At 60.4% G+C, this 22,280-nt stretch carries 20 protein-coding genes; 8 read left to right on the forward strand and 12 right to left on the reverse strand.

Going from position 1 to position 22,280, the window contains the following annotated elements; translation table 11 throughout:
• Positions 1–71: 71 nt before the first annotated feature.
• The gene (locus BM017_RS01940; protein ID WP_092240924.1) at positions 72–482 is read left to right on the forward strand and encodes an HPF/RaiA family ribosome-associated protein; all 411 of its coding nucleotides are present in this window, start codon (positions 72–74) and stop codon (positions 480–482) included.
• Positions 483–533: 51 nt separating this feature from the next.
• Here BM017_RS01940 and BM017_RS01945 read toward each other — a convergent pair whose 3' ends face one another.
• A complete protein-coding gene (locus BM017_RS01945) occupies positions 534–2,045 on the reverse strand; it encodes an MFS transporter (protein ID WP_092240926.1) in 1,512 nt (503 codons plus the stop codon).
• 105 nt (positions 2,046–2,150) lie between these two features.
• On the opposite strand from BM017_RS01945, the gene BM017_RS01950 reads away from it, so the two are divergent.
• Entirely contained in the window at positions 2,151–3,023 is an 873-nt protein-coding gene (locus BM017_RS01950) for a LysR family transcriptional regulator (RefSeq protein ID WP_092240928.1), read from the forward strand.
• Here BM017_RS01950 and fecA read toward each other — a convergent pair.
• The 3 genes from fecA to BM017_RS01965 all read right to left on the reverse strand — a co-directional run bounded on the left by fecA (position 3,020) and on the right by BM017_RS01965 (position 6,874).
• Complete coding sequence (gene fecA / locus BM017_RS01955; protein ID WP_092240930.1) at positions 3,020–5,356, reverse strand: TonB-dependent Fe(3+) dicitrate receptor FecA; 2,337 nt, start codon at positions 5,354–5,356, stop codon at positions 3,020–3,022. The genes BM017_RS01950 and fecA overlap by 4 nt on opposite strands.
• Before the next feature lie 91 nt (positions 5,357–5,447).
• Entirely contained in the window at positions 5,448–6,389 is a 942-nt protein-coding gene (locus BM017_RS01960) for a FecR domain-containing protein (protein ID WP_092240932.1), read from the reverse strand.
• Positions 6,386–6,874: a sigma-70 family RNA polymerase sigma factor gene (locus tag BM017_RS01965; protein ID WP_071488625.1), complete on the reverse strand. Its 489-nt coding sequence runs from the start codon at positions 6,872–6,874 to the stop codon at positions 6,386–6,388. Before BM017_RS01965 ends, BM017_RS01960 begins: the two co-directional genes overlap by 4 nt.
• Positions 6,875–7,044: 170 nt before the next feature.
• Here BM017_RS01965 and BM017_RS01970 point away from each other — a divergent pair, with 170 nt between their 5' ends.
• The 5 genes from BM017_RS01970 to BM017_RS01990 are packed head-to-tail and all read left to right on the forward strand — an operon-like array spanning position 7,045 to position 10,806.
• The gene (locus tag BM017_RS01970) at positions 7,045–7,347 is read left to right on the forward strand and encodes a DUF3649 domain-containing protein (RefSeq protein WP_071488626.1); all 303 of its coding nucleotides are present in this window, start codon (positions 7,045–7,047) and stop codon (positions 7,345–7,347) included.
• The gene (locus tag BM017_RS01975; RefSeq protein ID WP_092240934.1) at positions 7,344–8,918 is read left to right on the forward strand and encodes a PepSY-associated TM helix domain-containing protein; all 1,575 of its coding nucleotides are present in this window, start codon (positions 7,344–7,346) and stop codon (positions 8,916–8,918) included. Before BM017_RS01970 ends, BM017_RS01975 begins: the two co-directional genes overlap by 4 nt.
• The gene (locus BM017_RS01980; RefSeq protein ID WP_092240936.1) at positions 8,919–9,245 is read left to right on the forward strand and encodes a DUF3325 domain-containing protein; all 327 of its coding nucleotides are present in this window, start codon (positions 8,919–8,921) and stop codon (positions 9,243–9,245) included.
• An 8-nt stretch (positions 9,246–9,253) separates the two neighbouring features.
• A complete protein-coding gene (locus BM017_RS01985; RefSeq protein WP_071488629.1) occupies positions 9,254–9,832 on the forward strand; it encodes an RNA polymerase sigma factor in 579 nt (192 codons plus the stop codon).
• Positions 9,829–10,806 carry a FecR family protein gene (locus BM017_RS01990; RefSeq protein WP_092240938.1) on the forward strand — a complete coding sequence of 326 codons (978 nt, stop codon included), beginning with the start codon at positions 9,829–9,831 and terminating at the stop codon, positions 10,804–10,806. Before BM017_RS01985 ends, BM017_RS01990 begins: the two co-directional genes overlap by 4 nt.
• Here BM017_RS01990 and BM017_RS01995 read toward each other — a convergent pair whose 3' ends face one another.
• The gene (locus BM017_RS01995) at positions 10,807–11,157 is read right to left on the reverse strand and encodes a glutaredoxin family protein (RefSeq protein ID WP_092240940.1); all 351 of its coding nucleotides are present in this window, start codon (positions 11,155–11,157) and stop codon (positions 10,807–10,809) included.
• The gene (gene yejK, locus BM017_RS02000; RefSeq protein WP_010212893.1) at positions 11,157–12,161 is read right to left on the reverse strand and encodes a nucleoid-associated protein YejK; all 1,005 of its coding nucleotides are present in this window, start codon (positions 12,159–12,161) and stop codon (positions 11,157–11,159) included. The genes BM017_RS01995 and yejK overlap by 1 nt, the downstream gene beginning before the upstream one ends.
• Before the next feature lie 397 nt (positions 12,162–12,558).
• Here yejK and BM017_RS02005 point away from each other — a divergent pair, with 397 nt between their 5' ends.
• Positions 12,559–12,840: an HU family DNA-binding protein gene (locus BM017_RS02005; RefSeq protein WP_092240941.1), complete on the forward strand. Its 282-nt coding sequence runs from the start codon at positions 12,559–12,561 to the stop codon at positions 12,838–12,840.
• Between the two features lie 66 nt (positions 12,841–12,906).
• Here the strand turns inward: BM017_RS02005 and rlmF are convergent, their stop codons facing one another.
• The 6 genes from rlmF to BM017_RS02035 form a co-directional block, all read right to left on the reverse strand.
• Entirely contained in the window at positions 12,907–13,923 is a 1,017-nt protein-coding gene (gene rlmF / locus BM017_RS02010; RefSeq protein WP_092240942.1) for a 23S rRNA (adenine(1618)-N(6))-methyltransferase RlmF, read from the reverse strand.
• A 187-nt stretch (positions 13,924–14,110) separates the two neighbouring features.
• Positions 14,111–16,339: a hypothetical protein gene (locus BM017_RS28740; protein WP_139216840.1), complete on the reverse strand. Its 2,229-nt coding sequence runs from the start codon at positions 16,337–16,339 to the stop codon at positions 14,111–14,113.
• 453 nt (positions 16,340–16,792) lie between these two features.
• Complete coding sequence (locus tag BM017_RS02020) at positions 16,793–19,639, reverse strand: valine--tRNA ligase (protein WP_071488633.1); 2,847 nt, start codon at positions 19,637–19,639, stop codon at positions 16,793–16,795.
• Between the two features lie 201 nt (positions 19,640–19,840).
• A complete protein-coding gene (locus BM017_RS02025) occupies positions 19,841–20,227 on the reverse strand; it encodes a DNA polymerase III subunit chi (RefSeq protein WP_083351543.1) in 387 nt (128 codons plus the stop codon).
• Between the two features lie 4 nt (positions 20,228–20,231).
• On the reverse strand, positions 20,232–20,660 hold the full coding sequence (locus tag BM017_RS02030; protein ID WP_012722396.1) for a DNA polymerase III subunit chi: 429 nt from the start codon (positions 20,658–20,660) through the stop codon (positions 20,232–20,234).
• Between the two features lie 51 nt (positions 20,661–20,711).
• Entirely contained in the window at positions 20,712–22,202 is a 1,491-nt protein-coding gene (locus BM017_RS02035; RefSeq protein ID WP_092240945.1) for a leucyl aminopeptidase, read from the reverse strand.
• Positions 22,203–22,280: the final 78 nt, after the last annotated feature.

A 22,280-nucleotide genomic window follows, 5' to 3' on the forward strand; every position in this document is an offset into this window, starting at 1 on the left:
AGGTCATGGTTTCACCGCCCCGGTGTCGCAGTTGTGACCTCTCGCGAGCTAGCTGAAATAAGGGAAGAACTATGCAAATCCAAGTCAATAGCGATAACCATATTGAAAGCAGCATCCGACTGGAGGAGTGGGTACGTACTACCATTGAGAGCACGCTCGAACGTTACGAAGAAGACCTGACCCGAGTGGAGGTCTACCTGCGGGATGAGAACGGCGACAAGCCCGGTCCCCACGATTTGAGTTGCCGCCTGGAAGCGCGGCCAAAAGGCCATCAGCCACTGTCGGTGCTGCATAAGGCCGATACGCTGGAACAGGCCATCGACGGTGCGGCGACCAAGCTGGACCATGCGTTGGAACATCTGTTTGGCAAACTGCAAGGCAAGCCACGCGCTGCCGCGAAAAACCAGCCAATCAATAAAGTGAATGAAGACGCGTTGGAAGAGGAATTCCTGGAAAACGAAAACGCTGTCATTAACGGCTGACCGATTTTCACCCCCCTACAAACGGGCCTGCAACTGCAGGCCCGTTTTCATTTACTGTCCGCGTCGGAAAAAGTACCGGCTCGATAGCGCCAGCCCACACGCACCCAATCCTGCAAACAGCATCGCCCAGCCGGCACCGTGGCGCAGTGCGGCCTGGGCCTGCGCGGCGTTCAACCCCGGTACATCGAGCTTGCCGGCCGCAATGTTCTGGCTGATGCCCGGCCAATCCAGCGCCGTGGTTTCGGGCAGCACACCGGCCAGTTGATCGCTGATCCCCAGCAACAGCACCAGCCCCATCAACGCGATGTTGAGCGCCAGGGTAATCAGCCGTGCGCTGAGGTCGATGCCCGAGGCCATGCCGGCGCGGTCCGCCGACACCGAGCCGGTCGTGGTGTTGGTGGTGGGGGAGTTGGTCAGCGCCAGGCCTGTGCCGGCAATGATGCAACTGCCCAGGATCAGCAGGATGCCGGGTTGCGCCGCCCCATTGGCGGCGGCCATGGCCAGGAAACCTACACCCATCAAGCCCAGGCCCAACGGAATGATGCGCTCGGCGCCATAGCGCAGGGCCAGGCGCTCAGCCAGCGGCGGTACCAGCAGTGTGGGCAGGGTGTAGGCGAGCAGGGCGCCGCCGCTGGTCAGGGTGTCGTAGCCCAGGCCGGCCTGGAAATACAGCGGCAGGTAGATCATGAACGGCCAGAAGCTGAAATTCATGCCGATCGAGCCCATCAAGGCGCCATTGAAGCGCTGGATGCGCAATACCGAGAAGTCGAACATCGGGTGGGCGCTGCGTCGTTCAACGACGATGAACAACAGCAACCCGGCCACCGCCAGTCCCGCCCAGCCGAGCATGACCGGTGTGCCAAAACCGTTCTCGGTGCCCTGGGTGATGAAATAGACCAGCGCGAACACCGACAGCGTCAAGGTGAGCATACCGGCGATGTCCAGGCGATGGCCGGCCGGGTCACGGGACTCCTGCACGCTGACATGCAACAGCACCAGGGTGAACAGGGTGAGCGGTACATGCACCAGGAACACCCAGCGCCAGTCCGCTACTGCCAGGATCAGCGCCCCCACCATGGGCCCGAAGCCCAGGCCCACGCCGGCGATTACGCCCCAGATTGCGAACGCCCGTGCCCGCGCCGCCGGTTCGCGAAACAGGTGCGACAGAATCGCGAACTGGCAGATCATCATCGCCCCGGCGCCCACGCCCTGGACGAAGCGCGCGGCAATCAGCGTCGGTGCATCGTTCGCCAACCCACACGCCAGCGAAGCCAGTCCGAACAACCATAGGCACAGCACCAGTATGCGCTTGCGGCCAAAACGGTCCGCCAGGCTACCGGCTGCCATCAATACGCTGGTGCAGGCCAGGGTGTAGGCATTCATGATCCATTGGGCATCCTGGAAGCCTGTGCCCAATTGCTGCTCCAGCGTGGGCAGGATCACCGGCACGCTGGAGATCTCCAGGCCGAACATCAGGGCGACGAGGCACACGGCGGTGAGGGCGAGGCCGTTTCTGGCGGTGCGGGGTGGGTTGACGGCCGATAAGGTGGCGGCGGGTGGCATGGGATTCTCCTGAGGTTGAGGGGGCGTTAGATTTTCAGGGGAATCTGTTTCTTTATTCGTGATAAGTTTTCCATCAACAGGGGAATAAAGGGCGACAATATAATCATGGCCACTGCGCGTTTCGATGGCGTTGAACTCTTTCTGCAGATCGTCGAAAGCGGCAACCTGACGGAAGCCGCCGAACGCCTGAACCTGACGCGCTCGGCGGTGGGCAAGGGCCTGGCGCGGCTGGAGGCGCGGCTGGGGACTTGCCTGTTGCAGCGCTCCACTCGCCGCCAGCGTCTGACGGAAGACGGGCAGGCGTACTACGAGCATTGCCTGCGCGCACTGGCCGAACTCGAAGCCGCCGAATCGGTGCTGGAGAGTGGCCGGCAGTTGCCACGCGGCCGGCTGCGCGCCAGCGTGCCGCTGGCCTTCGGGCATCACTATGCGGCGCCCGCGTTATGGGGGTTGATGGACCGTTACCCGCAACTGGAGATCGAGGTGTGTTTTGCTGACCGTATCACCGACCTGGTGCAGGAAAGCTTCGATATCGCCGTGCGAATCGGTGCTTTGCCTGACACCGAACGTTTGAGTGCACGGCGCCTGGGCGAACAGTCCGTGGGGCTGGCCGCTTCACCGGCGTACTTGCAGCGGGTGGGACGGATTGAATCGACGGATGACCTTGCCGGCCACCGCGGCATTGCCTACCGCAGCAACACCCCGCACCGTTCGCGGGTCGTATCGCCGTTGGTGCTGGATGACCTCCAGGCCGTGGCGGACGCTGCTATCGCGGGCGTCGGCCTGGCCTGGTTGCCCAGTTGGTTGATTGCACACTATGTGCTGCGCGGGCAGTTGGAAGCGGTGTTGCCCGCCTACCGTGAGCAACCCTCGCCGATCCACGTGATCTGGCCGACCGCCGCGCATATGCCGGCCAAGACCCGCTGCGCCATCGACGCCCTGGTCGCTGCCACTCCCAGTTGCCTGGCGGGCAGTTAGAACGCAATCGAGGTCTGTACGTACACCGTGCGCGGCTCGCCGACGTATTTGCCCTTGTTGTTATCGTCGAACGAGCGCGTGTAGTACTGCTTGTTGAAGATGTTTTTCACCCCCACCGCCACGTTCAAATCCGACAACTGCGGGCCGAAGTCGTAGGCGGCACGGCTGCTGAACAACATATAGCCCGGGATACGTCCGTTGGCACCGTCGGCACTTTCGGCCTGGGTGTTGGCGTTGTCGGCGAACTGGCTGCTCTGGTAGCTGCTGTCCAGGTTGAGTTTCCAGCGGCCTTCGGTGTAACCCACGCCAAGGGTGCCTTTGTGCTTGGACGAGAAGGGCACGCGGTTGCCTTTGTTCGGGCCGTCCTCGCGGATGGTGGCGTCGACGTAGGCGTAAGTGGCGTACACATCAAACCCGGCCAGCGCCGGGCTCAAGCCATCGAGCGCGTAGTTGACGCTGGTCTCGATACCCTGGTGGCGGGTTTCGCCACGGGCAATCACCGAGTCGTTGGTCTGGTTGCTTTCGTACTGGTTGTCGAAGTTGATCAGGAACGCGCCGATCTCGGCACGCAAGGTGCCGTCGTCGTAACGGGTACCCAGTTCCCAGGTGCGGGCTTTTTCCGGTTTCACTTCGCCGCTGGTCACGCGGTTGGGCATCTGGCTGTACTGCACGCTGCCGAACGAACCTTCGGTGTTGGCATAGAGGTTCCAGCTGTCGGTGAGGTGGTAGAGCACGTTCAGGGCCGGCAGCGCGGTGTTGTAGTCACCCTTGTATTTGACGTTGCTCAGGTTGTTGGTCTGCTGGGACTCGATCATCTCGTAGCGCACGCCCGGGGTGATGGTCCACTTGCCGATATCGATCCGGTCGTCGATGAAGAATGCATTGGCTTCGGTGCCGCCACGGGTGTCGCGGTCGTTGCGGCTGTTGGTAGTGGGAATCTGCTGGTTGGCGGCAATCGGCGTGCGATAGCGCAGCTCGTGGCCGGCCTCGTTGATGTAGCGGTAGCCGACGCCTACTTCGTGGCTGGTCGGGCCCACATCAAAGCCTTGGGCGAAGCGGGTCTCGATGCCACGCACCCAGTACTCGCGCGGGGACAGCGAGAGGAAGGTGCCCTGGTCCAGGTAACCACTGCGCAGGGTCTTGGTGAAGAAGCTATTCACGGTGAACTCGCGACGATCCTGCTCATAGCGGTAGCCGACGTTGAACATCGTGCGGCGGCCCCAGAATTTGTCGTAGGGGCGGGTGGACTGGTACGGATCTGCCTTGTAGTCCGCAACGTTCAACCCCCCAGGCATATCGGCCTGGCCTTCGTAGTACTGCGCCATGGCGTTGAAGCTGTTGGCGTCGTCGAGCTGGTATTTGCCCTTGAGGATCAGGTCATCGATGCGCGTGTTGCTGTTCTCGCGCCAGTCGCCGCCACGGGTGCCGGAGTACAGCAGCGCACCGCCCAGGCCATTGTCGGCCGTGCCGCCGGCCAGCAGGTTGCCGGTGGTCTTGAAGCCGTCATGGCTGGAGGACGGGCTGGTTTCGGTCTGCAGGCCGCCTTTCACCGTGGGCGCATCCGGGATCGCCCGGGTCACGAAGTTGACCACGCCACCGACGTTCTGCGGGCCGTAGCGCACGGCGCCGCCGCCACGCACCACGTCGACGGCATCCATGTTGCCCATGCTGATCGGCGCAAACGACAGTTGTGGTTGGCCGTACGGCGCAAACGGTACCGGAATACCGTCCATCAGCACCGTGGAGCGCGAGGCCAGGCGCGGGTTGAGGCCGCGAATACCGAAGTTCAGCGCCATGTCGTGGCTGCCGGTGCCGTTGTTGTCCGGGGCGTTGACGCCGGGGATGCGATTGAGCACGTCCCTGGCCTGGGTGGCGCCCTGGCGTTCGAACTCTTCGCGGCGGATCACATCTCGGGCGCCGGGGTGTTCGAACACATTGGTTTGCGCTGCGTCGCCGAGCCAGTCGCCGACCACGCTGGAGGTGCCCAACTCAATAGTGGTCGGTGCATTGGCCGGTTGCAGGCTGTAGGCATTGTCGCCTTCGGCGCGGGCTTGCAGGCCGGTGCCTTCCAGCAGTTTCTGCAGGCCGTCGGCGGCGCCATAGTTACCGGACAAGCCACGACTCTGCATGCCCGCGGTGACTTGCGAACCGAAGGAAATCAGCACACCCGCTTCACGTCCGAATTGATTCAACGCCGCTTCCAGCGAAGTCGGCGCGATGTGATACGGCTTGGCATCGGCCGCCATGGCGTGTGGCAGTACCGTAAGACTCAGGCTGGCGCCAAGTAGGAACTGGCGCAGGGTGCGGGCGAGAAGCGTGGGTTGCTGGGGCATGAAGAGCGGTCCTGAGAAGGAAGGATCAAGGGGGCTTTCCTTCTCTGTCACGCGAGGTGTGGAAAACGGCTCACAGTGTTTTGAATTAATTTCAGGCGCGTGCCTGCACCGTCACCCAATACCGCGTGAAGCGCCGCACTTTGACCGGCAGGCTCACTTCCAGCAGGTCCAGAATCCGTTCGCTGTCGTCCAGCGGGTAGCTGCCGGAGATCAGCAGGTTGGCCACCTGTGGGTCGCAATAGACCTGGCCACGACGATAACGGCCGAGTTCGCCGAGGAAATCTTCCAGGCGCATGTGAGCTGCGACCAGCATGCCGTCGGCCCAGGCGCCGCTGTTGGCGTCGCTAGGGCGCGGGGTGTCCCAGCCTTTGCGGGTGAAGTTGACCTGGCGCGCGGCCTCGACCGTCAGCGGCAGGCCGCTGTAGGTGTTGGGCATTACCTCGACGCGGCCATTGAATACCGTCAACTGGGTGTGGTCGTTGAACTGACGCACGTTCATGCGTGCGGCCTGGCTGGTAAGTAGACCCTGGCCGGTCAACACGTTAAGCGGTGTGTTGCCGGCGATACCGGTCAGCAGGATTTCGCCTTCAAGCAGGCGGATCAGTCGTTGCCTGCCATCGAAGTGCACATCCACCGCGCTGCCGGTATTGAGTTGCAACTGGCTGCCATCGGCCAATTGCACCTTGCGGCGTTGGCCGATGGGGCTGCGGTAGTCGGCGCTCAGCGGCGGCAGGATATGTTGCTGGCGCAGGCCCCAGGCGGCGGCCGAACCGGCGCCGAGGATCAACAGCAACTTGAGCGCCTGGCGGCGGCTGGTGGAGGTTGGCGCGTTCAACGCCGCATGGGCAAGGGGCGAGGGCATGCCGCGCAGGCGCTGGTTGACGCGTTGCATGTGGTCCCAGGCGCGCTGGTGTTCGCTGTGGGCGTTCAGCCAGTGTTGCCAGGCAGCCTGCTGGCGAGGGTTGAGTCCGCCTTGCTGCATTTCCATCAGCCAATGCACGGCCTGTTCGGCGACTTGAGTGGAGAAGTTCATAGGGCGAAATAGCAGCGCATGGCCGCTTTGGTCAGGTGACGTTTGACGGTGGCGATGGAAATCCCAAGCTCCGCGCCGATTTGCGCGTAGGTCAGCCCATCCAGTTGCGCCAGCAGGAAGGCGCGCTTGACCTGCACCGGCAGGCCGTCGAGCAGTTGGTCCAGCTCGACCAGGGTTTGCAGGATGATTGCGCGTTCTTCTTCCGATGGCGCCACGTGTTCGGGCATGTGTGCCAGGGCATCGAGGTAGGCGCGTTCCAGGTCCTGGCGGCGGTAGAAGTTGAACAGCACGCGCTTGGCAACCGTGGTGAGAAACGCGCGGGGTTCGACCAGGGTGGGCGTTTCCCGCGCGGTGAGCACGCGCATGAAGGTGTCCTGGGCCAGGTCGGCGGCGCTTTCCGGGCAGCCGAGCTTGCGTCGCAACCAGCCGGTGAGCCAGTGGTGATGGTCGGTGTACAAAACTTCGACGGTGTTGGACGGGCTCAACGGGGACACTCCACAAGCATCGCGATGCTTTAGAGAACAAGAATTGTTCGCATTGTAGGGCGCGTGAGTGGCTTCGGCAATCCATCCGCACAAGTGATTCATCCGTTCTGTTTTGCTTATGAGAATATTTATCATTAATATTGCGCGCTGATGAACCTGGCGCCTCCCGCATGAAAAGCAAAACCTCGCTGCCTGTCTCCTATCGTCTCGCCGTGACCTCGCGTGTGCTGGCTGCCGTGGTGGGCGGTTACCTGATGGCGTCCCTGGCCAGCATCTGTCTGGCGCTGTGGCTGCCTACTTCTCGCGCCGATGCGGTGATCACCGGAATGATGAGTTCCTTCGTGTTTTACCTGCTCGCTGTGCTCTGGTGTTTCGCCTGCCGCAGTGCCGCACGCGCCTGGTTCGGTGTGCTGCTGCCAAGTGCGGCGTTCGCCACCCTGGCGGGCGTGGGCTTGTGGATGACACGAGTATGAAAGAGGGTTTCCGTCAGGCCATGGCCTGGTTGCACACCTGGGCCGGGTTGATCTTCGGCTGGCTGCTGTTTGCGATTTTCCTGACAGGCACCCTTTCGTATTTCAAGGACGAGATCAGCCACTGGATGCAGCCCGAAGTGCAGGCCCGTCCCCTGGACGATGCGCGCAGCCTCACCGTGGCCCAAACCTATCTGCAGCAGGTCGCACCCACCGCCGCGCGCTGGTTCATCACCTTGCCGGACAGTCGCGACCCCGGCCTGTCGGTGATGTGGCAGGACAAGGTCGACCCCGGCAAGCGTGGCAACTTCATCCAGAAAACCCTCGACCCCGTCACCGGCCAGGCCGTGCAGGCCCGTGAAAGCATGGGCGGCGAGTTCTTCTACCGGTTCCACTTCCAACTGCAAATGCCTCACCCGTGGGGGCGCTGGCTGTCGACCATCGCCGCGATGGTGATGTTCATCGCGCTGATCACCGGCATCATCACCCACAAGAAAATCTTCAAGGACTTCTTCACCTTCCGTCCCCGCAAAGGCCAGCGTTCCTGGCTCGACGGGCACAACGCGGTGGGTGTGCTGGTGCTGCCTTTCCATTTGATGATCACCTACAGCAGCCTGGTGATCTTCATGAGCATGGTGATGCCGGCGCCGATCCTGGCTTCCTATGGCAACGACACCCGCGCCTTTTTCAGCGAGGTGTTCCCGAACACCAACAACGCGCCTGCATCGGGCCAGCCAGGCACATTGCTGCCGCTGGTGCCGATGTACGAGCAGGCGCGGGCACAGTGGGCGGGCGGGCATGTGGGGCGCGTGGCGGTGAATAACCCCGGCGATGTGAACGCCTCGGTCAATGTATTGCGCGCCGGTTCCGACAGCGTAGTGCACGATTTCGGCAGTACCGTGTCCTTCAATGGCAGCACCGGCGAATTGTTGCGAGTGAGCGGCGGGCAGTCGCTGCCGGCGGCCATCGGCGGCAGTTTCTACGGCCTGCACATGGGCCATTTCGCCGGCCCGGTGCTGCGCTGGTTGTACTTTATCTGCGGGCTGGCGGGCACGGCTATGATAGGCACCGGGCTGGTCATCTGGCTTGGCAAGCGTCAGCTCAAGCACCTCAAGAGCAATGTGATGCCGTTTGAACTGCGTCTTGTGGAAGTACTCAACATCGCCAGCATGTCCGGCCTGATGATCGCCATCGCGGCGTTTTTCTGGGCCAACCGCCTGCTGCCGGTGACCTTCGCCGAACGTTCCGACTGGGAAGTGCAAACCTTCTTTATTGCCTGGGGCCTGAGCCTGCTGCACGCCATCCTGCGGTGTGGCCGCCAGGGTTGGGTCGAGCAGTTGAGCGTCGGCGCATTGCTGTTTATCGCCATTCCATTGCTCAACGCGTTGACCACCTCGCATCACCTGGGCGTTTCATTGGCCACCGGAGACTGGGCCATGGCCGGCTTCGACCTGACGTGCCTGGCCAGCGGAATATTCCTCGGCTGGGCCGCCTGGAAGATGCGGCATCGCACCATGCCTGCGCCCAAGGTTGAACGCACACGCGGGTTGACGCTCAAGCAGGAGGCGAACTGAATGCTGCTTGCACTGCTGATGTGCTACGCCGGGTTTGCTGCGTTGTGCTTGTCCACCGACCGTCATCACGGCGAACTGTTGCACAGTAGACCCACGCCTCGCCGGCGCCTGGGTTTGCGTGTGGCTGGGTGGTTGCTGCTGACCGTGTCGATCTGGCCCGCCGTGGCCATCTCCGGTTGGGGCCAGGGCCTGGTGGAGTGGTGCGCCGTGTTGATGCTCAGCGCACTGCTGTTGGTGCTGCTGTTGCCGTATCGGCCAAGGCTGGCCCTGATCCTGGCGGGTGTCGGCCTGCTCGCCAGCCCTGTCGCAGCCTTCGCCACACTCTGAGCCCGTCCATGATGATCAGCACCCCACCGGAACCCCAGGACAGCCAGCACGCTGACGCGGCCGGTGGGCGTGCGCATTTCCTGCAGGTGTTCCTGTCCCAGCGTTCGCAGATGGAGGCCCTGGTGAGTCGCCGCGTGGGGTGCCGCGCCACGGCGGCCGACCTGGTGCAGGACCTGTTCCTGCGCTTCTGGCGCCGGCCGCTGGTGCAGGTCGAAGAACTCAGCACCTACCTGCTGCGCTGCGCCGGCAATATCGCCATCGATCACCTGCGCAGCGAAGGCGCGCGGGTGCGCAGCAGCGAAGGCTGGCTGCCCGAACAGCACGACAACCAAGGCTCCGAGCCCCAGGCGGCGCTGGAAGCCGGCAATGATCTGCGCCATGTCGAAGCGGCGCTGCGCAGTTTGCCCGAGCGCACGCGGCAGATTTTCCTGCTCAACCGCATCCACGGCCGCAAGTACGCGCAAATCGCCAAGGCCATGGGCCTGTCCCAAAGTGCCGTGGAAAAACATATGATGCGTGCCCTCGAAGCCTGCAAAGCCAGCCTTCGCGACCCCTCATCCCCACGCACGCCAGGGAAAGCACCGTGAACGTCATCCCCACGCCCGCCCAGGAACAAGCGGCCCTGGCCTGGTTGAGCCTGCTGCACGACCAGCCCAGCAGTGGCGACCAGGCCACGTTCAGCCAGTGGCTGCGGGCCGACCCTGCACATGTCGAGGCCTATTCCCAGGCCCAGGTGCTGTGGGAGTTGAGCGAAGTCCCGGCGCGCAAGCTGGCGGACGAAGAAGCCATGGCCTTGCAGGGCTACCTCAATGCGATGAACACCCCGAAGCGTTCGCGGGTGCTGCGTTGGTCCGGGGCGTTGGCCATGGCTGCCTGCCTGGTGGTGATGGTGTCCATGGGGGCTGGTTGGCAGCCGTCGCGCTGGGTCGATGACCTTGGCGCTGACTACGTGACGGCACCCGGGGAAATCAAGACCGTCACGCTGGCCGACAACTCCCAAGTCACCCTGGACGCTGACAGCGCCATCGCCGTGGATTTCAACCATGGCGAGCGGCGTATCCAATTGCGTCGCGGGGCCGGCTTTTTCAGCGTGACCCACACCGGGCAATCCTTCGTGGTGGCGGCGGGCAGCGGTGAAGCGCGGGTGCTGGGCACCCAGTTCGAAGTGCGCCTGCAACCGGCAGGCGCCCAGGTGACGGTGTTGTCCGGACGGGTTGGCGTGACGCCGTCAAAGCAGGGCCAACAGCAGGTTCTTACCGCCGGCCAGCAAGTGGCCTACGCCGATGGCATTGCCGAACCAATGCATGGGGTCGACAGCGAATCACGCCTGGCCTGGCGCGACGGCTGGCTCAACTACTACAAGGCGCCCTTGGCGGACGTAGTGAAGGACCTGGGCCGTTACTACCCCGGTCGCATCCTGTTGCTTAACGAAGAGATGGGCGCCAGGCGTGTCAGCGGCAGCTTCCCGAGCAAAGACCCACAGGCTGTGCTGAATGCCTTGCAGGTGGTTCTCGGTTTTGAACAGCACCAGGTGCTGGGGCGCATGATCGTGGTGCGCTGATTACTTCAGCGCCGCCATGATCTTCTCGGGGCTGTATTCGCGAATCAGCGTGCCGTTCACGTCCACAAACGGAATCCCGCCGCCGCCCAACGCCTCATACGTCTTGCGCGCCTGGGCGTCTTTCTCGATATCGAACGCCTGGTAGGGGATGCCTTTCTGGTCCAGGAAACGGCGGATCTGCTTGCAGTACCCGCACCACGCGGTGGCATACAGCACCACGCGCGCCGAAGCGCGCACTTGTTCAGTGGCTACCTGCGATGGGTTGAACACCCGCTCGATCTTGCCCCAGTTCTGGATCACCACCACCACCAGCAATACCAGCAGGACTTTCTTGAAGACCCCGCCCAGCATCAGTTACGGCGCTTGAGCTGGTCGGTCAGCTGGGTCGGCAGGCCCTTGATGATCAAGGTGCCGGCGGCTTCGTCGTACTCGATCTTGTCCCCCAGCAGGTGTGCTTCAAAGCTGATGGACAGGCCCTCGGCGCGGCCGGTGAAGCGACGGAACTGGTTGAGGGTGCGTTTATCCGCCGGAATCTCCGGCGAGAGGCCGTAATCCTTGTTGCGGATATGGTCGTAGAACGCCTTTGGCCGATCTTCATCGATCAACCCCGAGAGTTCTTCCAGGCCCATGGGTTCGCCAAGCTTGGCCTGGCTGCTGGCGTAGTCCACCAGGGTCTTGGTCTTTTCGCGGGCGGATTCGTCGGGCAGGTCTTCGCTTTCAACGAAGTCGCTGAAGGCCTTGAGCAGGGTGCGGGTCTCGCCCGGGCCGTCGACGCCTTCCTGGCAGCCGATGAAGTCGCGGAAGTATTCCGACACCTTCTTGCCGTTCTTGCCCTTGATAAACGAGATGTACTGCTTGGACTGCTTGTTGTTCTGCCATTCGGACACGTTGATCCGCGCCGCCAGGTGCAGTTGGCCCAAGTCCAGGTGACGGGACGGGGTCACGTCCAGCTCGTCGGTCACCGCCACGCCTTCGCTGTGGTGCAGCAGGGCGATGGCCAGGTAGTCGGTCATGCCTTGTTGGTAGTGGGCGAACAGCACGTGGCCGCCGGTGGAAAGGTTGGATTCTTCCATCAGCTTCTGCAGGTGCTCGACTGCGGTGCGGCTGAAGGTGGTGAAATCCTGCCCACCGTCGAAATACTCCTTCAACCAGCCGCTGAACGGGTGCGCGCCCGACTCGGCATGGAAGAAACCCCAGGCCTTGCCTTGTTTGGCGTTGTAGCTCTCGTTGAGGTCGGCAAGCATGTTCTCGATGGCGGCCGACTCGGCAAGCTCGGAGTCGCGGGCATGGAGAACTGCAGGTGTGCCGTCGGGTTTTTTGTCGATCAGGTGGACGATGCAATGACGGATCGGCATAGGCTTCTCGGCTGGTTGAGAGGGGAGCGGTGGGCCTCCCCGAAAAGTCGCCAAGTGTACCGCACCATTGGCCAAGACGTGCTTCGAAGGGTGTTTTGGGCACCTTCCGACGGGGCATATGCCTTTTTTTCACGGTTTAGAGCGATAAAGCTGACCAAATGGGTAGGTAGAGGCGGATATTTCCCCGTCTCTGTGCTAGTTTTGCCCCGTCTTACGCCAAGTCTCGGCGATAAGCGTGCATTCAGCATCTGTCAGGTCGAACCAATCCCCGTTTCAAGCATCTATAACCGCGATCTCCGTGGTTATAAGCCTGGGGTGCCAGGCCATGACGGTCGGGCTCGACGGCTGACACTGCACTCTGCAATCCATATGAATTTGATAGGGAAGGAACACCACAATGGCTATTACTAAAGACCAACTGATCGCTGACCTGGCTGAAGCAGTAGACGCACCAAAAACTACCGTGCGCGCTCTGCTGGACCAACTGAGCCAAGTTGTTGCTGACCAGCTGGAAACCGTCGGCGAAATCACTCTGCCAGGCATTGGCAAACTGAAAGTGACCGAGCGTCCTGCCCGTACTGGCCGTAACCCTTCGACTGGCGCCCCCATCGAAATCGCTGCCAAGAAAGTTATCAAGCTGGTTGTGGCCAAAGGCCTGACCGACGCTGTTAACAAGTAAGCCGCAGCAAAAAAAACCGTGCTCCGGAGCGATCCGGGCACGGTTTTTTGTGCCTGCAATTTGTGCCTAGCGCACCCAGCGCTGGCGCCAGATCTGCTGCTCGTTCTTGGTCTGGAAGGTCCAGGCCACGAAGCGACTCTGCTTCTGTCCCTGGGACATCTCCACCACCTGGCTTTCCAGCACGCCGGCTTTTTTCAACGCCGTCTCGATCGCGGGCAAGTTCGACGCTTTTGACACCAGGCAACTGAACCACAACACCTTGTGGGCAAAATGCGCACTTTCAGCGATCAGTTGCGTCACAAAGCGCGCCTCGCCACCTTCACACCACAGTTCAGCCGATTGGCCACCGAAGTTCAGCACCGGCAACTTGCGCTTGGGATCGGCCTTGCCCAGGGCGCGCCATTTGCGTTCGCTGCCCTTGGTGGCTTCGTCCATGGACGCATGGAACGGTGGGTTGCACATCGTCAGGTCGAAGCGCTCACCCGGCTCCAGCAAGCCCAGCAGGATCTGCTTGGGGTTGGTTTGCTGGCGCAACTGGATGACCTTGCTCAGGTCGTTGGACTGCACGATGGCCTTGGCCGCGGCCACGGCGATAGGGTCGACCTCGGAGCCGAGGAAGTTCCAGCGGTATTCCATGTAGCCAACCAGCGGGTAGACACAGTTGGCGCCCATGCCGATGTCCAGCACCTTGACGATCGAACCGCGCGGGATCTTGCCGTCATTGGTGCTGGCCAGCAGGTCGGCGAGGAAGTGTACGTAGTCCGCACGCCCCGGCACTGGTGGGCACAGATAGTCGGCCGGGATGTCCCAATGCTGGATGCCGTAGAACGCCTTCAGCAGCGCCCGGTTGAACACCCGCACCGCATCCGGGCTGGCGAAGTCGATGCTTTCCTTGCCGTACGGGTTGATGATCACGAATTGCGCCAGTTCTGGCGTGGTCTTGATCAGCGCCGGGAAGTCGTAGCGGCCTGTGTGGCGGTTGCGCGGATGCAGGGTGGCCTCTTTGCGCGGCACAACGGGCTTGGCCGTGGCTGCGGTTTTAGGCTTCTTGCGCGGAGGTTTTGGCGTGCTGGGGGCGGTCATTGGCTGCGTCGATTCTGAGGCTGTTTCAAAAGTGGCAGGTATTGTCACACATATACCGCTACCGCGTGTCGTAGTGGGAAGGGTTACTCGTGGACCCAAACCGGCGCACTCATGCGCAAGCCTCCCCCTGTGGTGGAGGCTTGCCGGTTTTGGTTGAGGGTGTTCATCTTCCAATGCACTTAGCTCTTCATGTGCTTGTCATGAGGTCCGGACGTCGGAATGGGTTGGGTACGTAGGTGGTCGCTGTACCTTCGAATTGTTGCCTTCCCCAAGCAGAACTGAATGACAAAAAGCTTCCAGAGTTCGTCTTGAGGCCGCTGTTCAAAATGTGCTCCCGAATGTGGCTATCAGAAATTTTTTCATCGTTCAAAATGGACATGAGCTTGTCGAAGCCAAGCCGATTACTATCTATTTCTCCCGCAGGCAGGTTCTGGTTAATGCGCACATGAATATGAAGGCCGGCCGTCCGGTTTCCGTAGATCGGGCTGTGCAGGTAAATATCGACTTTTTCTTTGTCAGGCTGGACCCCGTATACATCCTGCAAGTGTTTAAGGCTCATTTCCTTGAACTCATTGAGCATCGGAATATGTTTTTTTTGCAGGTCAATCGGGTTGACAATAAAAGATGAGTCAGTTCGTTTGTTATACGCAGCGATGGTCTCACGACTTTCAGGACCTTCAGCCCGCTGGGTGTTTACGCCAAAGAGTTTATTGAACGGTTCTTTGCCTTCAAAAACACCAGGCGGGACCCAATAGCCGACCAAGGCAAACCCACCCGTGTTGCGGGTACTTGCCAGAATGTCCTCCGGACGCTCAAAGGATTCGGATTTTCCGGGGACATATTTTGTATTGGGCATTAAAAACATGCCGCCCTCTGTGGAAAAGTGGGTGGCAGGAAACTGTTCTGGGTGCTGTTGGAATGCCTTTGCCTTCGGGTCGTCCTCTTTAGTAAAGAAGTTATAGATGAACGTTGGCAGTATTTCATTGTTGGCATAACGTGAAATGCGTTCTTGCATGCCTTCAGGGGGCACCAAGCCTATTTCTGGACAATTATATTTGGCCGCGGATTTTTTTGATATTTGAATACTGTTGGGGTCGTTTTCTCTATTGATCAAGGGGTGTGGAGATAGCGTAAGGCTTTGCTTGCTGACAGCGAGGGCTGGATTTTTGAAAACATTCGGGACAGTTAAAAACTCAATGCCATTATCTCTGGCTCTTTCCATTTTTGCGGCGATATTATAGGAGATGAAATGTTTATTCTTGGTTTGTGGGAAGTCGGTGAGTCTCCCATTGCTTTCCAACTGCTCGATCAGAGTCCGGTTATGGGGGAAATGATTCAAATGACTGTCGGGGGCGATGACAGTCGGATTCGGATTTGACTGACCAATAGGCAAATTCCGCAGGTCCTCTTCAAGGGGGTGGCGCCCTTGATTGACTCGCACATGTACATGAAGGCCGCACGAATCCATATCGTATACAGGACTGTGAGTGAATATCTCAACTTTTTCTTTCTCAGGATCCGTTTGATATACGTCCTTCAAAACCTTATTGACGGTACTGGTCAGCTCTTCAAGCAAGGGGATGTGTTTGCGCTCCAAGTTCACAGGTACCGATAGAAATCTGTTTCCGGTTCTCTGGAGGTATTGTTGATTAGACTCGGTATTGAAATCCCTGTCCTGTCGGTTTGGCGGCAGATGCCCGCGTTCTTCGAATGCAGGTGAAGATTCTGGAATCTTTACGTGTGGAAATAATTTTTGGAAGGTAGGGTAACGTTCATAGGTTCCTGGGGGAATCCAGTAGCAAACCAACCCGAAGCCATTCTTGCCACGTGTCTTTTCAAGTAACGCAGTGGCGTCATCCGTATACGTTTTGCCACGTTCAGGAATGTTGCTGGGGTTTGGCGATATCAGGAAACCGCCTAGTTGAGGGTCAAAGGACGTGGTCGAAAACTGTTCGGGCCGTGCTCCAAACCCCTCAGTCCTTCCTCCTGGCTCCCCGCGCAAGAATGCATCGATAAAGCCCGGGACACCGCCCCAGCCCTCTTTGTTGTCGTATAACTTGAAGAGCGCCTGGGTATTCGGAGGGGTGAGTAACGCCAGTTGATTGATATTGCACTTCTTCGCCGCTTTTTCAGTGCAAACAGGGCCTTTGGGTTTATTCCAGTTTCGTAAGTAAGCGAGGTCATATTTGTCATGGGTCTTAGGGTAGTTACGAGGGTCCTTTGCCTCTGGCGTATGTAACCGGTCTTTTTCGTCATGAGTAATAGTGTGCTCTGTTTCCCAGCTGCGAAATGTTTGGCTTTTAATGGCGGGGTTTTTGTCTGCGGCGCTGGGAAGCGAGAGACTATCATGCTCAATGTAAGTGTTTTTTGCAGATGCCGGCGATAACGATGAAATATTATTCGGGATGACTGGCATGGGAGAATTCCTGTATTGGACTAGGAAAGTAAAGCCCCTTTGACTTTAGGAAGGTTGGAGGGAGGAATCCTGATCAGAATCTTTCATGGAGTGCAATTTTTTTTGTAAGTATTTTTGCTTCAAGGAACCAAGTTATGAAGGTTCTTTATGCCAGTGTCCCACTTACTTCTCCTATAGACACTCAGGCCTCCAATATGGCTACGCAATGCGTTGTGTGGCGACGGTTATAAAGCTTATATCTTGAAGTTATAAGTGGTGGCTTTATCCTCTTTATAATCATCATGCTCGCAAGTGCTAAGTTGATCGCTTTAATAGCGTCGGCGGACGTCGTTAGGAACAGTGATCCGCTTGGGGACGTGAAGAGAGTTAATTTAATGGCCTGAGGAGGCGTATTGCATTTGATCTTCATAAAAAAAGAGACCCGAAGGTCTCTTTTTTCACACGGTTTGATCCTTACAGGCTGGAAATCCGCGCATGTTGCTCCGCCAGTTTGCCCAGGGCCTGTTCGGCCTCGGCCAGCTTGGCGCGTTCCTTCTCGATCACTTCAGCCGGCGCCTTGTCGACGAACGCCGCGTTGGACAGCTTGCCACCCACCCGCTGCACTTCGCCTTGCAGGCGTGCGATTTCCTTGTCGAGGCGGGCCAGTTCGGCACCCTTGTCGATCAGGCCGGCCATTGGCACCAGCACTTCCATCTCGCCAACCAGTGCGGTCGCGGACAGCGGTGCTTCTTCGCCGGCCGCCAATACGGTGATCGACTCCAGCTTCGCCAGCTTCTTGAGCAGCGCATCGTTCTCGGCGAGACGACGCAGGTCCTCGGCACTGGCGTTCTTCACGAACACCGCCAATGGCTTGCCAGGCCCGATGTTCATTTCGGCACGGATGTTACGCGTGCCCATCATCAGGGTCTTGAGCCATTCGATATCGCTTTCGGCCGCCTCATCGATGCGCGCTTCGTTGGCTACCGGCCAGGGTTGCAGCATGATGGTCTTGCCTTCGATACCGGCCAGTGGCGCCAGGCGCTGCCAGATTTCTTCGGTGATGAACGGCATGAACGGGTGCGCCAGGCGCAGCGCGACTTCGAGTACGCGCACCAGGGTGCGACGGGTACCGCGCTGGCGTTCGATCGGGGCGTTCTCGTCCCACAGCACAGGCTTGGACAGTTCCAGGTACCAGTCGCAATACTGGTTCCAGATGAACTCATACAGGGCCTGTGCGGCCAAGTCGAAACGGAACTGGTCGAGCTGGCGGGTCACTTCGGCTTCGGTGCGTTGCAGCTGCGAGATGATCCAGCGATCGGCCAGGCTCAGTTCGACGGCTTCGCCGTTCTGGCCGCAGTCTTCGCCTTTATCCAGCACGTAGCGCGCCGCGTTCCAGATCTTGTTGCAGAAGTTGCGATAGCCTTCGACACGGCCCATGTCGAACTTGATGTCGCGACCGGTGGATGCCAGCGAGCAGAAGGTGAAGCGCAGGGCGTCGGTGCCGTAGCTGGCGATGCCGTCGGCGAATTCGTCGCGGGTCTGCTTTTCGATCTTCTTCGCCAGTTTCGGCTGCATCAGGCCCGAGGTGCGTTTCTGCACCAGGGTTTCCAGGTCGATGCCGTCGATGATGTCCAGCGGGTCCAGCACGTTACCCTTGGACTTGGACATCTTCTGGCCTTGGCCATCACGTACCAGGCCGTGCACGTACACGGTCTTGAAGGGTACCTGCGGCGTGCCGTCCTCGTTTTTCACCAGGTGCATGGTCAGCATGATCATCCGGGCAACCCAGAAGAAAATGATGTCGAAGCCAGTGACCAGTACGTCGGTGGAGTGGAATTTCTTCAGGAATTCAGTCTGCTGCGGCCAGCCGAGGGTGGAGAAGGTCCACAGGCCCGAGCTGAACCAGGTGTCCAGTACGTCGTTGTCCTGTTGCAGCGCAACGTCGGCACCCAGGTTGTGCTTGGCACGCACTTCGGCTTCGTCGCGGCCTACATAGACCTTGCCCGACTCGTCGTACCAGGCCGGAATGCGGTGGCCCCACCACAGTTGACGGCTGATGCACCAATCCTGGATGTCGCGCATCCACGAGAAATACATGTTTTCGTACTGCTTGGGTACGAACTGGATACGGCCATCTTCCACGGCGGCAATGGCCGGTTCGGCCAGCGGCTTGGTGGAGACGTACCATTGGTCGGTCAGCCACGGCTCGATCACGGTGCCGGAGCGGTCGCCCTTCGGCACTTTCAGGCCGTGGTCGTCAACGCTCACCAGCAAACCCGCGGCGTCGAAGGCGGCAACGATCTGCTTGCGTGCTTCGAACCGGTCGAGGCCGGCGTATTCAGCCGGGATCTTGCCATCGACAGTTTCGTTCAGCGTGCCGTCCAGATTGAACACCTGGCAGGCCGGCAACACGGCAGCGTTCTTGTCGAAGATGTTCAGCAGCGGCAGGTTGTGGCGCTTGCCGACTTCGTAGTCGTTGAAATCGTGGGCCGGGGTGATTTTCACACAGCCGGTGCCGAATTCAGGGTCGCAATAGTCGTCCGCGATGATCGGGATACGGCGGCCCACCAGCGGCAGCTCGACGAACTTGCCGATCAGCGCCTGGTAGCGTTCATCATTCGGGTTAACCGCCACGGCAGCGTCGCCGAGCATGGTTTCCGGACGCGTGGTGGCGACGATCAGGTAGTCGTTGCCTTCGGCGGTCTTGGCGCCATCGGCCAGCGGATACTTGAGGTTCCACAGGAAACCTTTCTCGTCGTGGTTTTCCACTTCGAGGTCGGAAATCGCCGTGTGCAACTTGGTATCCCAGTTGACCAGGCGCTTGCCGCGGTAGATCAAGCCGTCTTCATGCAGGCGCACGAAGGCTTCTTTCACGGCTTCCGACAGGCCATCGTCCATGGTGAAGCGCTCGCGGCTCCAGTCTACGGACGAACCGAGGCGACGGATCTGACGGCTGATATTGCCGCCGGACTGGTCCTTCCATTCCCAGATTTTTTCCAGGAATTTCTCGCGGCCCAGGTCATGACGGTTCTGGCCGGTGGCTTCGAGTTGGCGTTCCACCAGCATCTGGGTGGCGATACCGGCGTGGTCGGTGCCCGGTTGCCACAGGGTGTTGCGGCCCTGCATGCGGCGGAAACGGATCAAGGCATCCATGATCGCATTGTTGAAGCCATGGCCCATGTGCAGGCTGCCAGTGACGTTCGGTGGCGGAATCATGATGGTGTAGGAATCGCCCGCGCCTTGCGGGGCGAAATAATTCTCGGATTCCCAGGTGTTGTACCAGGAAGTTTCGATGGCGTGCGGCTGGTAGGTCTTATCCATGCGCGGCGGGACCCTAGTTGGCATTAATTCAGGAAAGCCGGCAAGTATAACGGGGCTGGGAGCTGAGGGCGAGTTGAAGACTTGTGCGAATCAAATGTGGGAGGGGGCTTGCCCCCGATGGCGGCGTGTCAGTCAACGCAGCAGTCGTTGACCCATCGCTATCGGGGGCAAGCCCCCTCCCACAGGGAGATTATGCAAGGCTCAGGACTGGTACTGGCTGAGCAGCCGCTCCATCCGCGCATCCAGTCGCCGCTTGATCTCGGTTTCGATGTGCGGGGCAAAGTCGTCGATCACGTCCTGCATGATCAGTTGTGCGGCGGCGCGCAGTTCGTTGTCCAGGTGCAGTAGCAGGGCGTCGGGCCCTTTTTCAGCGGGGGCAGGTGCGACGGCGGGTGCTTCGACAACCGGCTCCGGCGCGACAGGTTTGCCGCCGACCATGTCGAACAGCAGCGGAATCTGTACCTCGCCCTCGACCGTTTCGGTCAACAGCGGCGGTTGCAAGTCATCATCACCCAGTAACTGACGGATCGACTCCAGGTCGTCCAGCAGGTGGTCATCTTTTTTCAGCGGGTTTGGCGTGTCCATCATTTACTCAAAGTCGTTGTAGCCGGTGATCCTGGAGAGGATAGCCCTGTTCGCGGTAGAAACGGAAACTCTCCCGCGCGGCCTGACGAATAGCCGGATCTTCCACCACCACCTCGGCCACACGGGCAAACGCCTTGGCGAACGGCGGCACTTTCAGGTCCAGGTTGACCAACAGGTCATGGTGATCGCCGCAACTGTCGCCCAAACCGAGCACCACCAGCCCTTCAGGTTCAGACTCGGCGGGGCCGTGGGGTACGAAGCTTTCGCCCTTGAAGCGCCACAGGCGGGCATCCAGCTCATCGCGTTGGGCTGCATCGCTGCAATGCAGGTAGATGCGGTGGCCCATGCGCCAGGCTTTTTCGGTGAGTTTGCAGGCAAAGTCCAGGCGCGCGAGCGGATCGGCGCTGGGCAGTATGTAGAAGTCGACTTGGGTCATTGCGGTTCCCGAAACCGAGGCGACATAAGCGTCGCCCCGGAATCTTCAGTTTCAGGCCTTGGCGCGATCCAGCAGGTACTGGGTCAGCAGCGGCACCGGACGGCCAGTGGCGCCCTTGTCCTTGCCGCCGCTGGTCCAGGCCGTGCCGGCGATGTCCAGGTGCGCCCAGTTGAAGTTCTTGGCAAAACGCGACAGGAAGCAAGCCGCGGTGATGGTGCCGGCTTTCGGGCCACCGATGTTGGCGATGTCGGCGAACGGGCTGTCCAGCTGTTCCTGGTACTCATCGAACAGCGGCAATTGCCAGGCGCGGTCGTCGGCGGCTTTACCGGCGCTGAGCAATTGCTCGATCAGCTCGTCGCTGTTACCCAGCAGGCCGGAGGTGTGGGAGCCGAGGGCGACGATGCACGCGCCGGTCAGGGTGGCGATGTCGATCACAGCCTGCGGCTTGAAGCGCTCGGCGTAGGTCAGGGCATCGCACAGCACCAGGCGACCTTCGGCGTCGGTGTTGAGGATTTCGACGGTCTGGCCGCTCAGGGTGGTGACGATGTCGCCCGGACGGGTCGCGCCACCGCTCGGCATGTTCTCGGCACAGGCCAGGATGCACACCAGGTTGATCGGCAGCTTGAGTTCCAGCACGGCACGCAGGGTGCCGAACACGCTGGCGGCGCCGCCCATGTCGTACTTCATCTCGTCCATGCCCAGGCCCGGCTTGAGGCTGATGCCGCCGGTGTCGAAGGTGATGCCTTTACCCACCAGGGCGTAAGGCTTCTCGGACTTCTTGCCGCCGTTGTATTGCATCACGATCAGGCGTGGCGGCTGGTCGCTGCCCTGGCCCACGGCATAGAAAGAGCCCATGCCCAGTTCCTTGATCTTCTTCTCGTCGAACACTTCGACTTTCAGGCCCTTGAACTCTTTGCCCAGCGCCTTGGCCTGTTCGCCGAGGAAAGTCGGGTGGCAGATGTTCGGCGGCAGGTTGCCCAGGTCACGGGTGAACGACATGCCGTTGGCGATGGCTGTGGCGTGGGTCACGGCGCGCTGGACTTCAGCCTGGGCGGCCTTGATGGTCAGCAGGGTGATTTTCTTCAGGGCGCGGGGTTCGGTCTTGGTGCTCTTGAACTGGTCGAAGATATAGCCGCCGTCCACCAGGCTCTCGGCCAGCAGGCGGGTCTTGCCGTAGCTGTCACGGCCTTTGACCACGACTTCGTCGAGGGCCAGCGTCGCGTCGCTGCCGCCCAGGCCCTTGAGGGTGCCGAGGATGCCGCTGATGATCTTGCGGAACGGACGGTCACCCAGTTCGGCGTCCTTGCCCACGCCCACCAGCAATACGCGGTCGGCTTTCAGGTTGGGCAGGCTTTGCAGCAGCAGGCTCTGGCCGACTTTGCCGGCCAGGTCGCCGCGCTTGAGCACCGCGCTGATGGCGCCGCCGCTGAGTTCGTCGAGTTGCCTGGCGGCCACGCCGAGCTTGCGGCCTTCGCCGATGGCGACCACGAGGGTGGCGGTTTTCAACGTTTCGGGGCTAACGCTTTTTACAACCAGTTCCATTTTCGGGTCCCTTATAAAGGTCGGTTAGCCAGGAGTCTGTACTCCGGCTTTAATACCAGGCAGCCGTGTAAGCCGCCG

The organism is Pseudomonas sp. NFPP04 (assembly GCF_900113815.1).
Lineage (GTDB): Bacteria > Pseudomonadota > Gammaproteobacteria > Pseudomonadales > Pseudomonadaceae > Aquipseudomonas > Aquipseudomonas extremorientalis.

What these genes read in the sequence shown, in the direction of transcription:
- BM017_RS01940 (WP_092240924.1), top strand. Translation starts at nt 72, where the DNA reads ATGCAAATCCAAGTCAATAGCGATAACCATATTGAAAGCAGCATCCGA.
- BM017_RS01945 (WP_092240926.1), bottom strand. Translation starts at nt 2,045, where the DNA reads ATGCCACCCGCCGCCACCTTATCGGCCGTCAACCCACCCCGCACCGCC.
- BM017_RS01950 (WP_092240928.1), top strand. Translation starts at nt 2,151, where the DNA reads ATGGCCACTGCGCGTTTCGATGGCGTTGAACTCTTTCTGCAGATCGTC.
- fecA (WP_092240930.1), bottom strand. Translation starts at nt 5,356, where the DNA reads ATGCCCCAGCAACCCACGCTTCTCGCCCGCACCCTGCGCCAGTTCCTA.
- BM017_RS01960 (WP_092240932.1), bottom strand. Translation starts at nt 6,389, where the DNA reads ATGAACTTCTCCACTCAAGTCGCCGAACAGGCCGTGCATTGGCTGATG.
- BM017_RS01970 (WP_071488626.1), top strand. Translation starts at nt 7,045, where the DNA reads ATGAAAAGCAAAACCTCGCTGCCTGTCTCCTATCGTCTCGCCGTGACC.
- BM017_RS01975 (WP_092240934.1), top strand. Translation starts at nt 7,344, where the DNA reads ATGAAAGAGGGTTTCCGTCAGGCCATGGCCTGGTTGCACACCTGGGCC.
- BM017_RS01980 (WP_092240936.1), top strand. Translation starts at nt 8,919, where the DNA reads ATGCTGCTTGCACTGCTGATGTGCTACGCCGGGTTTGCTGCGTTGTGC.
- BM017_RS01985 (WP_071488629.1), top strand. Translation starts at nt 9,254, where the DNA reads ATGATGATCAGCACCCCACCGGAACCCCAGGACAGCCAGCACGCTGAC.
- BM017_RS01995 (WP_092240940.1), bottom strand. Translation starts at nt 11,157, where the DNA reads ATGCTGGGCGGGGTCTTCAAGAAAGTCCTGCTGGTATTGCTGGTGGTG.
- yejK (WP_010212893.1), bottom strand. Translation starts at nt 12,161, where the DNA reads ATGCCGATCCGTCATTGCATCGTCCACCTGATCGACAAAAAACCCGAC.
- BM017_RS02005 (WP_092240941.1), top strand. Translation starts at nt 12,559, where the DNA reads ATGGCTATTACTAAAGACCAACTGATCGCTGACCTGGCTGAAGCAGTA.
- rlmF (WP_092240942.1), bottom strand. Translation starts at nt 13,923, where the DNA reads ATGACCGCCCCCAGCACGCCAAAACCTCCGCGCAAGAAGCCTAAAACC.
- BM017_RS28740 (WP_139216840.1), bottom strand. Translation starts at nt 16,339, where the DNA reads ATGCCAGTCATCCCGAATAATATTTCATCGTTATCGCCGGCATCTGCA.
- BM017_RS02020 (WP_071488633.1), bottom strand. Translation starts at nt 19,639, where the DNA reads ATGGATAAGACCTACCAGCCGCACGCCATCGAAACTTCCTGGTACAAC.
- BM017_RS02025 (WP_083351543.1), bottom strand. Translation starts at nt 20,227, where the DNA reads ATGATGGACACGCCAAACCCGCTGAAAAAAGATGACCACCTGCTGGAC.
- BM017_RS02030 (WP_012722396.1), bottom strand. Translation starts at nt 20,660, where the DNA reads ATGACCCAAGTCGACTTCTACATACTGCCCAGCGCCGATCCGCTCGCG.
- BM017_RS02035 (WP_092240945.1), bottom strand. Translation starts at nt 22,202, where the DNA reads ATGGAACTGGTTGTAAAAAGCGTTAGCCCCGAAACGTTGAAAACCGCC.